We start from the raw sequence: 12,970 nt of genomic DNA, 5'->3' as shown, positions 1-12,970 counted from the left end.
TTGAAATGATCAGGTCCCCGAAATTGTCGCGCCGCCTTGTGTTGACGGTGGTTGCAGCGCTGGCGGTTGGCTGGGGCGTGCGTGAATACAGACTGATTCCCGAAGACTATGGTGGTGGACAACTCAGCGTATCCGAGGCTCATCAAAAGGCGACAGACAACGAGATATTGCTGATAGACATTCGAACCCCCGGCGAGTGGGGTGCATCGGGCATCGCCGAAGGGGCCATCCCGCTCGACATGCGGCGTACGGATTTCATCGACGCTTTGACCGGTATCGCGGCGGGCAGGAAAACTCGCCCCATCGCCCTGATTTGCGCGCGGGGTGTGCGTTCGGCCCGGTTGAGCAACATGCTGACGCAGGCGGGATTTTCCATGGTTCTCGACGTGCCCGAAGGCATGCTTGGCTCGCGCGCAGGTCCCGGCTGGGTCCGGTCCGGTTTGCCGGTTCGCAAATATTACGGAGAGACTGGATGATCCGGGCGCTCGGTCTGGCTATGGGCCTTGCGCTGACGGCATCGTCGGCCCGGGCCGATTGCGGTCCCGAAGTGGGCGTGTGTAAAACCGAACTGGGTGACTATCTCATCGAATTGCCGGAACAACAGAACCCGCCCCTGGTGATCTTTCTACACGGCTATGGCGGCAGCGGCAGCAGCGTCATGAAAATCAGACATATGGTCGAGCCGCTTCTTGAGCGAGGTTTTGCGGTCATGGCGCCGATGGGAGAAGAGCGGCCCAATCGCAGGCGCGGTTGGAATTTCTATCCCGGCCGGGATCCGGAGGGGCGCGACGAGGCCGCGTTCCTGACATCGACCGTCGAGGATGCCGGCCAACGATTTGGCGTCGACGATGAGCGCGTGGTACTGTCCGGGTTTTCCGCCGGAGGGTTTTTGGTCAACTACCTGGCGTGCGATGCTCCGGACACGTTTTCGGCCTATGCTCCGGTGTCGGGCGGGTTCTGGCGCCCGCATCCGGAAAGCTGCGAAGGGCCTGTTCGGTTGTTTCACACTCACGGCTGGACCGACAACGTGGTGCCGCTGGAGGGCCGATTTCTGGGCGGCGGGCGTTTTCAGCAGGGCGACATTTTCGCCGGGCTGGAGATCTGGCGCGCGGCGAATGAATGCGTGGACAACATCCCCGATGGTTTCAGCAAGACCGGCCAGTTCTTGCGCCGCAAATGGAGCCGTTGCGCCGAGGGCAGCGCGCTGGAGCTGGCGCTTTTTCCCGGCGGGCATACCGTGCCCGAAGGTTGGGCGGACATGATGGTCGACTGGTACGAAGGGCTGCCGGGCGGCTGATCATTCCGCCGGGGCCATATTGCCCTTACCTTCCAGCAGCGCCTTGAGTTCCCCGCGATGACGGCGCGCGGTGCGGGTGATTGCCGGTTCGCGGAATTCCTCACGCATGCTCAGCAGGCGCCGCGCAGAGCCGGCCGATACACCGCTGAGCGCCGAAAGCGGCACGGCAAGCGCCAGGCTGATGGCGATGGGGGCCAGCCAGACCGACACCAGACCAGACAGGATGCCGATACTCAGCGCCAGACCGCTAACGGATTCCAGCGCGTGGCAGATCAGCAGCGTTTTCAGGCTGTAGCTGCCACCGTCGCGGGCCTGTGGCGACCAGCCCTTTTGCAGACCCAACGCGGTGCGGAAGACGGCGATCATCTGTTGCACCATCAGGATCGGCGCATAGAGGATCGACAGGATCAGTTCCGACACGAACGAAACACCAAAGCGCAAGCCGCCGCCGAAATCGGCATAACGCGCCCCGCTCAGTGGCAGGGCGGCGATGCCCAGAAGTTTGGGGGCAAGCAGCATCGCGTACATTACCAGAATGATCAGCACATGACGCGTCTCGGTCATCTCGGGCCATTGCGGGAACAGCGGGTTGTCGGGACTGAAATAGTGCAGGACAGAGGCGTCTCTGCCTTCGCCGATCAGCGCCCACATCAATAGCAGTGCAAACCAAAGCGGCGACATCAGATAGCCGACCGCGCCGTGGAACATGTGAAAGCGCGAGATCGGACGGAACCCACGCGAGCCCAGCAGTTTCAGATGCTGCAGGTTGCCCTGGCACCAGCGGCGGTCGCGCAGGACATGGTCGATCAGGGTGGGGGGTGTTTCTTCGTAGGAACCGCGAATGCGCGGCAGAAAGCGCACGGTCCACCCGGCGCGGCGCAGCAGGCCCGCCTCGACGAAATCATGGCTCATGATCAGTTTTTCACCACCGGTCAGCGAGCGTAGTTTTGGCAGCCCGGCGCTGCTGGCGAAAGCTTCGGTCCGGATGATGGCGTTATGGCCCCAATAGTTGCCTTCCTGCCCGCACCAGCGTGACAGGCCCTCGGCAAAGGCCACGCCATAGACGCCGTTGGCGAATTGCTGCATCCGGGCAAAGACCGACTGCGCGCCGATCAATTGCGGAAAGCTCTGGATCAGACCCGCGCCCGGGTCGCGGGACAGTGCGTTGGTCAGGCGGGCGATGGCGCGGCCGGTCATCAGGCTGTCGGCGTCCAGCACCAGCATCGCGTCCCAGTCGCCACCCCAGCGGCTGACCCAGTCCGCAATATTGCCCACTTTGCGGTCGGTATTCTGTTCGCGGCGGCGATAGTACAGTTCCAGATCGGGGGCCAGCGTCGTGCGCAGCGCCTCGATGCTGGCCTGCTCTTCGGAGGCAATGGCAGGGTCGCGGGTGTCGGACAGGATGAACATCGCGTACCGGTGCGCCCCGCCGCTCGCGCGCAACTCTTCGAGCATTGAACGCGCGTTGCCCAGAACATACCAGGGAACCTCGTTATAGACCGGCATCAGCAGCGCAACGCGCAAAGGCTGTGGCCTGGTCTGTCTCTTCGGCGTGCCCTGGCGTGCCAATGAAATCATACCGAGGATCACGGTGCTGACGGTGAAGGTGATCCAGAAGAAATTGAAAGAGATCAGGGCCAGCAGGACGGCCTCGGTCACGCTGATGCCTTCGCCTGAAAACCAGTCCTGCATGATCCACAACAACAGAAGCGTCGCCGCCATTGCGGGTGAAAACGCGAGCGCCCGCCACAATGCGATGGACCGCGCTGGCCGATCCCCGGGCGCCTTGGCATCGCGGAAGTCGCTGCCGAAATCCTGCGCCGGCATCGGCAGCGGCGCCTCGGGCGTCATGATTTGCAGGTCGCGGTTCATGCGGTCCACCGGTACAGCCAGACCTCGGAGGCGGGAGCATCGTCAAGGCGCAGTTGCGCGCGCAGCTCGACATGGTCGCGCTCGCCCGGTTCGAACGAGAATGCCAGGCGCGCGCCGCCGGTATCGGGGTTGCGCTGCAGCACCGGAGGCGCAGTTTCGACATGCGGGGACTGCACGATGACACGCACGGCGTCGAGGTCGTCGAACATCTCGCTGGCCTCGAAATCAATCACCACCAGACGGCCCGACCCGAATGTCTTGTCGCCCATCGCCGTGTTGATCACGCGCGGTATCGGTGTGCGCTCGGGCTCCTCGCCCCAGATCAGACGATAGGACAGCTCGATCCGGCTGCCCGGGGCATAGGCCTCGGCGGGTCGCCAATAGGCGACGATATTGTCATAGATTTCCTGATCCGCGGGGATTTCGACCAGCGTCACCGTTCCCTTGCCCCAGTCTCCCATGGGTTCGACCCAGACACCGGGGCGTCTGTGATAATGCGCTTCCAGATCGGCGAAATCCGAGAACTCGCGCGCCCTTTGCATTAGACCGAAACCGCGCGGGTTCATATCGACAAAGGACGAAACCTGCAGGGTTTTCGGATTGGCCAGCGGGCGCCAGATCACCTCTCCGGCGCCGTTGCGGATCATCAGCCCGTCGCTGTCGTGAACGGCGGGGCGGAAATCGTCGAACCGGGTGCGGTTGGTCTGATCGTAGAGGAACATCGACGTGAGCGGGCCGATGCCCACATGGGGCAGTTCCTCGCGCGCAAACAGGGTCGCGCTGACCTCCATGCCGCAGTCCTGTCCGGGCGTGATGTCGAACCGATAGGCCCCGGTCACGCTGGGGCTGTCCATCAGCGCATGAACGACCATGTTGCGCTGACCCACGGCGGGGCGTTCCAGCCAGAACCGGATGAATTCGGGAAATTCCTCGCCATCCGGATCGCCGGTTTTCAACGCAAGTCCGCGCGCCGACAGGCCATAGGCCTCGTTCAATCCGATGGCGCGGAAATAGCTGGCCCCCTGAAACACGCAGAATTCGTCCGTTTTGCCGGGGCGGTGCATCTCGGTGCGCAGGCGCAGGCCCGAAAACCCGAGCGTTTCGTCCACCGGAAGTTCGGGAACTTCGTCGGATTTGTCGAACATCGACAGATCGAAAGCAACCGGCGAGGCCATGCCGTTTTCGACCGTGAAAACCTTGACCGCACGCGGAAAATAGAGACCGGGCGCAAAGAAATCCACGTTATAGGGCGTGTCCGTTCCGTACCACAAACCATGATCGAGCCGGAACCGGATCGAGCGGTATTGCTCATAGCTCAGCTTCTGCCACGCCCCGGGCACCGTGGCGCGTTCACCATAGGGGCGGCTGGCCAGATCCCGGGCCTCGTCAATAACCATGTCGTGGTTGAAAGGTGCCGCCAGACCGGCGGCAAAGGCAGCCGGGGACAGGGCAAAAGCCGAGGTCGAGGCCAGAAATGCGCGACGCGAGAAATTCATTGCTTGGCTTTCCAAGGATGCGACTTGAACCAGGCGGCGACGTAAGCGACGCCGATGATCATGGCAAAGCCGATCAAGTTGAGAATAAGTACCGAGCCGATATCCCGCCCGGTCTGATCCATGACCACACCGATCAGGCGCGCAGCGGCCATCGAAAATACGAACACAGCCAGCGATTGCTGTCCCACCTTGGTGATGACGGTCAGCAGAAAACGCCAGACCTGCGCGCCAAGGCTGTTGCCCGTGGCGACCAGCCGTGAGCCGTGCTCACCGGCCACGACCCAGCCCAGATAGGCCAGCGACAGGAAATGCAGGTAACGGAACAGGCCGAACTCGGTCTTGCTGCGGAACTCTTCGGTCAGCGGCCAGGTCTTGCGGATCTGGTCGGCGAGATCGCCGTTCCAGGCATCGACCCACAGGAACACTTTCCACGATCCGAAGGGGGCCGACAAAATCACGAACAGAGCACAGATCCAGATCAGTGTTTTTGACACGGGCGGCGCCGGAATCCAGCCGCGCATGAAGGCAAAACCGGTGAAGAACAGCAATTGCCAGCCGAACGGGTTGAAGAACCACTGCCGGTCCGACCACGGTTCGGCCGGAAGTGCCAGCGCCCCGGTCTGCGCGATCAGCCAGATGCCCACCGACGCTGCCGCAACCGCCCAGAACCCGATCTGTTTCAGCCCCATCATCAGCGGCATCATCGCCAGAACCACCAGATACATCGGCAGGATGTCAAAATAGTTCGGCACATAAGTCAGGGTGAACATCCCGACAATCTGCGGCATCGGGTCGTCGAAGAAATGCTGCAGGTTCAGCGACTCGACATAGCTGCTTTCGAAGTATCCGGACATGTCCAGAGCGGCCATGGACATGGCGACAAAGAAGAACAGGCCGATATGCGCCCAGTAAACCTGCCAGGTCCGGAACGCGACGCGCGCAGTCCCCATCCACCAGCCCCTGCGCAGAAAGGCGCCGCCAAATGCGATGGCCGAGGCCATGCCCGAACAGAACACAAAGATTTCGGTGGCATCCGAGAACCCGAACCGCGCCGGAATCCATTTTGCCCAAGGATCATTCGGTATGTGCGCAATCAGGATGATGAACATCGCGATGCCGCGATAGAAATCCAGTCGCGGGTCGCGTGTTCCGGCCACGGCATTGGAACGGGCCACAGCCGGTGCAAAGTCAGTTGCGGGCGAAATTGTCGCCATGCCTTCCTTGTCCTTCCAGGTTCTTTGGTTTATTCGGCGGGAACGCTTTGCGCGTCTTCTCCGCCACGTGCCGCGTCGATCAAGGCGCGGCGGGCAAGGGCGTAATTGTCCTCACCCCCTGATCTTTTGGCGCGGCGGTCGTCAAGAATACGCTCGACCGCATCCAGTCTGCCTGCTCGAAGTCCAGCGTCGATGGTGATCCGTTCGAACACATCCCGCTGAGCATGCGACCCGCCGGCAAGTATCATCGAGCCACGGGCGGCCGCCAGATGATCGAAGGCAACCCCGTATTGGGCGTTCCCAAAAGCTTCCAACCCATGCGCTGCCGCGACTCCCGGGTCTGCCATACGGCGTGTTGTATCATCATTGGCCAGCTTTGCATCTCGGTGGATTCGCTGAAGCATTTTCGAGATTGCGCTATCACGATTATTACCTGTCAAAGCAAGTAAATAATGCAGGTCGGCGAAAATCAGGCAGCCATCCTCCGTTCGGGCTGCACTGAGGTCGGCCAATTCCTGCCAACGATCCCCTACATCGACACCTTCCAGTTCCAGGCGGGTCAGTAGCGACGTGGCATTCGAGATATCGCGATAGTCGTCGGTCCGGTCCTTGCGAACCTCGGTGTCATAAAGTTCGAGGACCTGATCGATCTGGCCCAGATCGAGATGCATCAACGCCTTGTGCCACCAGACGTGATAGCGGAAGTTGTTGCAGTGTTCCCAGGCCGCCTCGCGCCCCGACAGCCATTCCAGCCCCTGCGAGGCGTTGCCCGTCATGTCGTGAACGTGGGCCACCGCGTGCAGACCCCAGGCGTCGTCCGACACCATCCACAGCGCTTGCCGGCCGGCAATCTCGGCCTTTTCGTAGGCGCCGGTTTCTTCCAGTGCAAACGAGTGGCAGCCCAGCAGATAACCGCGGCCCGGATGGTCCGGATCGTATGCGGGCATCACACGTTCGATCGAGCGGCGCATGCCTTCGGGATCGCCCAGAACGAATCGTACCGCGTGGCTCAGCTTCATCGCCAGCGTGTCCTGAGGGTGATCGCCCAGAACGGCTTCGAACTCGCCGATCGCCCGGGACGGGCTTCCGGCCAGCCACAGGCGCAACGCCTCAACAAAACGACGTTCACGTTCCGAAACCGGTTGCGCGGCCATTGCGGCCTCGGCCGTGGCCAGCGCATCGGAAGCGATGGAAAACAACTCGCGCCGCCCAAGAAGCAGCATGAACAGACCCTTGACCGCATGTCCCAGCGCAAAGTTGGGTTCCAGTTCAAGAACCCTGCCCAGATGTTGCGGCGTGACCGCCGCATGCGACATGAACCCCAGCAGAACGCCATCCCACGCCTCGACGCTGTCCGCGTGGTGCAGGCTGTTCATTTGTCCAAATACGTCTTGTTTCATGCGAGGGTCCAATCCAATTGCGTGTTAGGGCTGTGATTGCCTTAACAAACTCTATTGGACCCCCGTACCAGTATCGACGCCGCTCGCGAATTGGTGAAAGGACGTGTGTCGAATTCGTGAAATAATCCGCCGATTCAACGGCATGTTTCAGCGAACCCCTGCTTATGAGGGGATTTGTGTTTCAATCCTCGAACGGGTTTTCGGCGTTCAGGATGCGATCGGTGTCGGCCCCGAAAACCGGAGGGGCGTGTCGATAGGAAACCGGAGTGCGCGAAAGCTTCAGCGGATTGCCGATCAGATGCACCCCGGCGGGTTCGGCTTGCATGTCGACCCGCATCCCCCGCGCGGCGACCTGATCCGATCCGAATACCTGATCCAGCGACCGGACCGGCCCGACCGGGACCCTGAGCGCTTCGAGGCCGGCGATGACGTCGCGGGTGCTGCGCCGCGCCAGTTCGGGCCGCAGCCGGGCGTTCAAGGCCTCGCGGTTTTCCAGCCGCGCCGGGTTGGTGGCAAAACGCGGATCGTCGGGCAGTGCGTCCAGCCCGGCATAGCCGCAGAACCGCCGGAACTGGCCGTCGTTGCCGACCGCGAGGATCACGTGGCCATCCGAAGTTTCATAGACATCATAGGGCACGATATTGGGATGCCCGTTGCCCCGGCGCTGCGGCACCTGGCCCGAAGTCAGATAGTTCACGCCCTCGTTGATCAGCCAGGCCACCTGCGCATCGACCAGCGCAAGATCGATCTGTTGCCCTTCGCCGGTTCGTTCCTTGTGACGAAGCGCCGCCAGAATGCCGACTGTCGCGTACATCCCGCACATCACGTCAGCGATGCCGACACCGACTTTCATCGGGGCGCCGTCCGGATCTCCGGTCAGCGACATGATCCCGCCATAGCCCTGCGCCATCAAGTCATAGCCCGGCTTGGCCGAGTTGGGACCGGTTTGCCCATAGCCGGAAATGGAGCAATAAACGAGCCCGGGCAGGTCTTTGGACAGGCTGTCATAGTCCAGCCCGTATTTCGCCAGACCGCCGGGTTTGAAATTTTCGATCAGAATATCCGCATGCGCCGCCAGCCTCCGGATTTCGGCCTGCCCTTCGGGCGTTGCAATGTCGATGGCTACGGATTTCTTGTTGCGGTTGGCGGACATGAAATAAGCGCTGAGATCCGAGCGGTTGCCTTGGGCATCCGCGACATATGGCGGCCCCCATTGGCGGGTGTCGTCGCCCTGGGTCGCGGGGTTTTCGATCTTGATGACGCTCGCGCCCAGATCGCCCAACAATTGCGTGCAGGTCGGCCCGGCCAGAATGCGGCTGAGATCCAGAACCTTGACGCCTTTCAGCGGTCCTTCAGATGCGGTCATCGTATCCTCCGCGTTCGATTTCCGCCGCGATGACGGTAAAGCGGTCGGCCTGCTTCGCGTCTTCCAAAGCAACGCGCAACTCGGCGCGGTTGCGTACCGTGTGGCCATAACCGCCAAAGGCGCGGCCCATCGCGGCATAGTCGTGGTGGCCGAAATCCACGCCCCGGTTCCTCATCTGGCGGCCGCGCTGTTTCAGTTCGATCAAAGCCAGAGAGGCGTCGACGAAAACCAGAAAGATCGGGTTGGCGCCCATTTCGCGGGCGGTTGCCAGTTCTCCGGCTACCATCAGGAAACCGGCATCTCCTGAAAAGCTGATCACGGGGCGGTCGGGTTCGGCCAGCTTCAGCCCGATCGCCATCGGTACCGCACACCCCATGGTGCAGAGCGCCGAAGACTGGATCAGCCCGCGCGGTTCCGAACAGGTCCACATCTGTGACAGAAGGATGCGGTGTGCGCCGCTGTCTGCCGTGGCGAGTGTATTCGCGGGCAGGGCGGCGCGCGTCTCGGCGATGACGCCCGCCGGCCCCCAGTCGTCATCGGACGGGAACGCGAGCGCGAGCGCCTTGCGGGTCTGGTCCGGCTCGCCGCTGGGCCATGTGTCGTGTGCCGGGACGCCCTTGGCCATCTCCTCAAGCGTTGCGGCGGTATCCGCCACAAAGCTGAGACTGGCCTGATGCATATAGTGATCGTTCAGAACTGCAGAGATGTCGATGACACGTTGCTCATCCGGATCCCACACCTCGCGCCAGCCGGGCCGCATTTCGATGGGGTCGTAGCCGAGGCAGAGGATCAGGTCGGATCGTTCGACCAGCGGCAGCAGGTGTTTGTCAGCCAGCGGCGACAAGCCTGCGCCACCCAGGCACAGCGGGTGATCTTCGGGAAGGATGCCCTTGGCTTTGTAGGTGGTGAGGAACGGTATTTGAAAATGTTCCAGAAACGCCCGCAACACCGGACGCGATCCGTCATAAAGTGTGTCCAGCCCGATGATCGCAATCGGGCGTTCGGCTTCGGCCACCCAACGGCGGGCCTTTTCCAGGCAGGTTCCCCGGGGCAGGACCGGCGCGGCCGGGGCCCGCCGCCGCAATTTGGGGACCGTAACGCGGGCGTCGGCCACCGAAATCGGCACGTCGATATGCACCGGCCCGGGGCGGGCCTGCGTTGCAAGCGACACCGCCTTGTCGGCGACGATATCGGCCCCGTCCGGGGTCAGCATGAAAGTTCCCTTGGTGATCGAGCGATAGACTTGGCCGTGGTCCATCACCTGATGGGTATAGGTCAGCGCCTCATCCGCGTCGACGCAGCCGGTCAGCACGATCATCGAAACCCGATCCTGAAACGCATTGGCGACCACGTTGATGCCGTTCATGGCGCCGGGGCCGAGCGTGGCCACCAGAATTGCAGGCGCGCCGTCACGGTGATGAACCCCTTCGGCCATGAAACCGGCGGCATTTTCGTGCTTGGCCAGATGGAACCGGATACCAGCCTGTTCCAGGGCGTCGACCAGAGTCAGAACCTCGCCGCCCGGCATGCCGAAAGCGTGACGACAGCCCGCCTCATACAGCCGTTTCGCCAAAAGATCCGCCGCGCGGGGCATGGTTTCCTGCATCTCGAACGCTCCGTTCATTCACGACTGGCAGATTGCGGAGTGCGCAGGAAGGTGCAAGCGACTTCACGCCGGTGTGACTATTTTGACGCCGATTCCGCGACGGATTGAAACTTTTCGTCCAGTTCCTGTGCGATGACCGTCAGCGCATCGCCGCCCTCATCCAGATAGGGCGCAAAGACGTGGCTGGGTGTCTTATAGGACAGCGTCGCACTGCCGTCCTCGTTTTCGGTCACATAGAAACGGATCGGTGCTTCGATCATGGCCGCGGTCGAAGTTTCCAGAACGCGGACCGCATAGTCGTTGTTGAAAGCGCCCATAACGCGATTGCCCGGAATGGTGATGCCGCGCGCCGCCGCCGCCTTGGTCGGCCCGGCCTGCGTCACAACGATCAGTCCGTTGTCCTTGATTGCCACCGCCGTGTCCTGGACCAGCTCGTCATAGGTCTTGTTCGTCGGATGCACCTGCCATCCTTCGCGGGGTTCGAGATCACCGGCCCATGCGGGCAAGGCGGCAAGGCTAAGGGCGGTCCACAGACGTTTCATCGTTCCGGCTCCGGTTCGTTGTCAGGCATGTGATGGCAGATTTTGCAAATATCCGGTGTCACAATCCCGTGTCCGGTCAACCATACAGTGCTTGCGTCGACACGGCGAAACCCGCAATAACGGCCCGACGCAGGAAAAGGCCCGCTCATGACCGCACAACGCATCCGTTTGCTGATCTGTTCCAGTTGTCTGGGCACACGCGACCGCGAGACCGAGCGGCAAGCCGTGAGTGCTGCACTGGACAAGGCGGGGATTGCGGATCGGGTCGAACTGACGGAGCACGCCTGTTTCAGTGCCTGCGAGCAACCGGTCGCAGTGGGTTTGCAGGGGCAGGGGTTGGCGTCATATGTCTTTTCCGGTCTCGATCTCGCACAGGATGCCGCCGATATTGCCGGAACCTGCCGGACCTATCTGGACAGTTCCCTGGGCTGGATCGAAGACGCCCGGCCCTGCGGGCGACTTCGCTTGTGTTTGCGGACCCGGATGCCCGCGCTTCAGTCGACCTGAACCGTCACCGAGGCGGTTACAGGCTCATCCTCCACGGTCAGTTGGCTGTGACTGTTGGTGTTGAGCGACACTTTGACCTCGACCTCGCCCTTGGGCAGTTCGCCAATGTGCATCCACTCGCCATAGAGGCGGGCCAGCTTCACGCCGTTGACATAGACATGCGCATGGCCTTCGCCGGGAATATCCTCAAGCGAGGCGTTTTCCGGCGAAAAGCGGAAGTTTTTCGGCATGACATGCAGGTTCCAGCCGGCCATCGGATCTTTGATCAGTTTCACATCGAGGCCCGGGGCATCTGCACCGGCAGGCAGGTTGATGGCCGCGCCATGATCATGGGATTGGGCGCTGCCGTGTTGAGCGGGGTCGCCATGGTCGTGACCATCGAACGTGACTCCATAAGCCGCCGCCGTGACGAAACCGGCGCCGCCACCAAAGATCAGACCTATACCGAAGAGAGCAAGAGAACGGAACATGTGTTTCCTTTTGTCATGAATGTTCCCGCCAGGCACGATGGCCCGGTGGGATGTTTCATTAATCGCTTACGCGTTGGCTTCGGCGCGTTTGCCTTCGGCTTGCCAGAAGTATCCCGCGAATGTCCCCACAAGCACCCAGGCCGCCATGCCGACGCCAAATGCGCGGGCTGCAAACAGGGCGCCCAGTTCGGTTGGGACCGGGCCGGTGAAACTGTCGGGCTCGGCTACGCCAATCAGGTGCGGCGCCAGCAGCAACGCAGCGGCGATCAGGTAGCTGACGACATTTCCGCCAAACGCAATCAGCCACATTGCGACTCCGGTGGCGGCAACGGTACCCGTCCACCAAATTTGGCGGGCAGTGATATCCGTATAAGCCACACCCGGAACTTCGGGAGCCAGGGTCAGCCCCGGCGCAAAGTGGAAGGTGATGAAACCCGCCAGCCCCCACAAAATGCCGGTTCGGGCGTTGACCTCGTGTCCCATGCGTTCGGCAACCGACATCAGAGCCACAACGACCAGGGCGTAGCCCGTATAGGTCAGCATGGCGAAGATGATGCTCAGCCCATCGCGCATCAGATCGAAACCGGGCAATTCCGGTTGTGCCGAAACGGCGTCGGCACCGAAATGCACCAGTTCACCGGACTCGTAGAGTTCGGCATGAAGCAGGACGGGCTGCACAAAAACAAGCTGCAGCAGGGCGGCAATCAGCCCTGCTGCAGCACCAGCGAACAACGCGCTGGTCAGAATGCGACTGAACATGGGTCAGTGGCAGGGAAAGCCAGTTGCGTGGCGCACGTCATGAGCGGCGTCGTGCAGGGCGGATGCCTGTACATGGCCGGTCAGGGTGATAATCCCCAGACCCAGAACAACAGCAAACAGAGCCGGAAGGAAGGCCGAACCGGAAGCAGATGCCTTGAGCGTTTTGGTCGTCATTTTAGTCCTCCTGAGCCGCCGCACCCGACGGCCGGTGTTTCGTTTCATGCCTGGCAGGTCTCCTGGCTTGCGGGTCAGCGCCTCTGTTCGCCTTCCCCCCGGACAAATCCGGGAGTGGCTGGTTGAACAGAGGCTCACCGCTTACAGTCGCGGGGGCGGCTTTGGCTTTGACCACAGCTGTGGCCGCACCAAATTCCCTCTTGGCACCGGAACGCTCCGGCAGGACCAGACTCTTTCATTTAGCCGTTATGCAACGGATGGCGCAAT

General features: G+C 61.9%; 13 protein-coding genes and 1 riboswitch. Of the genes, 3 read left to right on the top strand and 10 right to left on the bottom strand.

Translation table 11 applies throughout. The features are described from left to right. Window positions 1-5: 5 nt before the first annotated feature. The gene (locus ACR0AO_RS18730; protein WP_480606911.1) at window positions 6-476 is read left to right on the top strand and encodes a rhodanese-like domain-containing protein; all 471 of its coding nucleotides are present in this window, start codon (window positions 6-8) and stop codon (window positions 474-476) included. Beyond that, entirely contained in the window at window positions 473-1,297 is an 825-nt protein-coding gene (locus ACR0AO_RS18725) for a CE1 family esterase (RefSeq protein ID WP_480606908.1), read from the top strand. The genes ACR0AO_RS18730 and ACR0AO_RS18725 overlap by 4 nt, the downstream gene beginning before the upstream one ends. On the opposite strand, the gene mdoH is transcribed toward ACR0AO_RS18725, so the two are convergent. From mdoH to ACR0AO_RS18690, 7 genes are all read right to left on the bottom strand, one after another. Then, the gene (mdoH, locus tag ACR0AO_RS18720; RefSeq protein WP_480606906.1) at window positions 1,298-3,169 is read right to left on the bottom strand and encodes a glucans biosynthesis glucosyltransferase MdoH; all 1,872 of its coding nucleotides are present in this window, start codon (window positions 3,167-3,169) and stop codon (window positions 1,298-1,300) included. Then, window positions 3,166-4,665: an OpgD/OpgG family glucan biosynthesis protein gene (locus ACR0AO_RS18715; RefSeq protein ID WP_480606903.1), complete on the bottom strand. Its 1,500-nt coding sequence runs from the start codon at window positions 4,663-4,665 to the stop codon at window positions 3,166-3,168. The genes mdoH and ACR0AO_RS18715 overlap by 4 nt, the downstream gene beginning before the upstream one ends. Further along, window positions 4,662-5,879 carry an OpgC family protein gene (locus ACR0AO_RS18710; RefSeq protein ID WP_480606900.1) on the bottom strand — a complete coding sequence of 406 codons (1,218 nt, stop codon included), beginning with the start codon at window positions 5,877-5,879 and terminating at the stop codon, window positions 4,662-4,664. The genes ACR0AO_RS18715 and ACR0AO_RS18710 overlap by 4 nt, the downstream gene beginning before the upstream one ends. Before the next feature lie 29 nt (window positions 5,880-5,908). Further along, window positions 5,909-7,279 (bottom strand): tetratricopeptide repeat protein, encoded by a 1,371-nt coding sequence (locus ACR0AO_RS18705; RefSeq protein WP_480606897.1) that lies wholly within the window; start codon window positions 7,277-7,279, stop codon window positions 5,909-5,911. A gap of 181 nt (window positions 7,280-7,460) precedes the next feature. Beyond that, window positions 7,461-8,645 (bottom strand): CaiB/BaiF CoA transferase family protein, encoded by a 1,185-nt coding sequence (locus ACR0AO_RS18700; protein WP_480606893.1) that lies wholly within the window; start codon window positions 8,643-8,645, stop codon window positions 7,461-7,463. Further along, entirely contained in the window at window positions 8,632-10,251 is a 1,620-nt protein-coding gene (locus ACR0AO_RS18695) for a thiamine pyrophosphate-binding protein (protein WP_480607042.1), read from the bottom strand. The genes ACR0AO_RS18700 and ACR0AO_RS18695 overlap by 14 nt, the downstream gene beginning before the upstream one ends. A 77-nt stretch (window positions 10,252-10,328) precedes the next feature. Then, window positions 10,329-10,793, bottom strand: coding sequence for a DUF302 domain-containing protein (locus tag ACR0AO_RS18690; RefSeq protein WP_480606890.1), 465 nt, complete (start codon window positions 10,791-10,793; stop codon window positions 10,329-10,331). A 147-nt stretch (window positions 10,794-10,940) separates the two neighbouring features. Here ACR0AO_RS18690 and ACR0AO_RS18685 point away from each other — a divergent pair, with 147 nt between their 5' ends. Continuing rightward, window positions 10,941-11,300 (top strand): DUF1636 family protein, encoded by a 360-nt coding sequence (locus ACR0AO_RS18685; RefSeq protein ID WP_480606886.1) that lies wholly within the window; start codon window positions 10,941-10,943, stop codon window positions 11,298-11,300. Here ACR0AO_RS18685 and ACR0AO_RS18680 read toward each other — a convergent pair. The 3 genes from ACR0AO_RS18680 to ACR0AO_RS18670 form a co-directional block, all read right to left on the bottom strand. Continuing rightward, window positions 11,288-11,770: a hypothetical protein gene (locus ACR0AO_RS18680; protein WP_480606881.1), complete on the bottom strand. Its 483-nt coding sequence runs from the start codon at window positions 11,768-11,770 to the stop codon at window positions 11,288-11,290. The two genes, ACR0AO_RS18685 and ACR0AO_RS18680, sit on opposite strands and share 13 nt — an antisense overlap. A gap of 66 nt (window positions 11,771-11,836) precedes the next feature. After that, a complete protein-coding gene (locus tag ACR0AO_RS18675) occupies window positions 11,837-12,529 on the bottom strand; it encodes a CbtA family protein (RefSeq protein ID WP_480606877.1) in 693 nt (230 codons plus the stop codon). 3 nt (window positions 12,530-12,532) lie between these two features. After that, window positions 12,533-12,703, bottom strand: coding sequence for a CbtB domain-containing protein (locus ACR0AO_RS18670; RefSeq protein ID WP_480606873.1), 171 nt, complete (start codon window positions 12,701-12,703; stop codon window positions 12,533-12,535). A gap of 35 nt (window positions 12,704-12,738) precedes the next feature. Continuing rightward, window positions 12,739-12,948: riboswitch (cobalamin riboswitch) on the bottom strand. Between the last annotated feature and the right edge of the window lie 22 nt (window positions 12,949-12,970).

Source organism: Ruegeria sp. AF8 (genome assembly GCF_056541825.1).
Note: the sequence above shows the minus strand (reverse complement) of the source record. Positions and strands in the feature narration are given on the sequence as shown.

Excerpts from the sequence above, each read along its gene's own strand:
- ACR0AO_RS18730 (WP_480606911.1), top strand. The coding sequence starts at position 6 with ATGATCAGGTCCCCGAAATTGTCGCGCCGCCTTGTGTTGACGGTGGTT.
- ACR0AO_RS18725 (WP_480606908.1), top strand. The coding sequence starts at position 473 with ATGATCCGGGCGCTCGGTCTGGCTATGGGCCTTGCGCTGACGGCATCG.
- mdoH (WP_480606906.1), bottom strand. The coding sequence starts at position 3,169 with ATGAACCGCGACCTGCAAATCATGACGCCCGAGGCGCCGCTGCCGATG.
- ACR0AO_RS18715 (WP_480606903.1), bottom strand. The coding sequence starts at position 4,665 with ATGAATTTCTCGCGTCGCGCATTTCTGGCCTCGACCTCGGCTTTTGCC.
- ACR0AO_RS18710 (WP_480606900.1), bottom strand. The coding sequence starts at position 5,879 with ATGGCGACAATTTCGCCCGCAACTGACTTTGCACCGGCTGTGGCCCGT.
- ACR0AO_RS18705 (WP_480606897.1), bottom strand. The coding sequence starts at position 7,279 with ATGAAACAAGACGTATTTGGACAAATGAACAGCCTGCACCACGCGGAC.
- ACR0AO_RS18700 (WP_480606893.1), bottom strand. The coding sequence starts at position 8,645 with ATGACCGCATCTGAAGGACCGCTGAAAGGCGTCAAGGTTCTGGATCTC.
- ACR0AO_RS18695 (WP_480607042.1), bottom strand. The coding sequence starts at position 10,251 with ATGCAGGAAACCATGCCCCGCGCGGCGGATCTTTTGGCGAAACGGCTG.
- ACR0AO_RS18690 (WP_480606890.1), bottom strand. The coding sequence starts at position 10,793 with ATGAAACGTCTGTGGACCGCCCTTAGCCTTGCCGCCTTGCCCGCATGG.
- ACR0AO_RS18685 (WP_480606886.1), top strand. The coding sequence starts at position 10,941 with ATGACCGCACAACGCATCCGTTTGCTGATCTGTTCCAGTTGTCTGGGC.
- ACR0AO_RS18680 (WP_480606881.1), bottom strand. The coding sequence starts at position 11,770 with ATGTTCCGTTCTCTTGCTCTCTTCGGTATAGGTCTGATCTTTGGTGGC.
- ACR0AO_RS18675 (WP_480606877.1), bottom strand. The coding sequence starts at position 12,529 with ATGTTCAGTCGCATTCTGACCAGCGCGTTGTTCGCTGGTGCTGCAGCA.
- ACR0AO_RS18670 (WP_480606873.1), bottom strand. The coding sequence starts at position 12,703 with ATGACGACCAAAACGCTCAAGGCATCTGCTTCCGGTTCGGCCTTCCTT.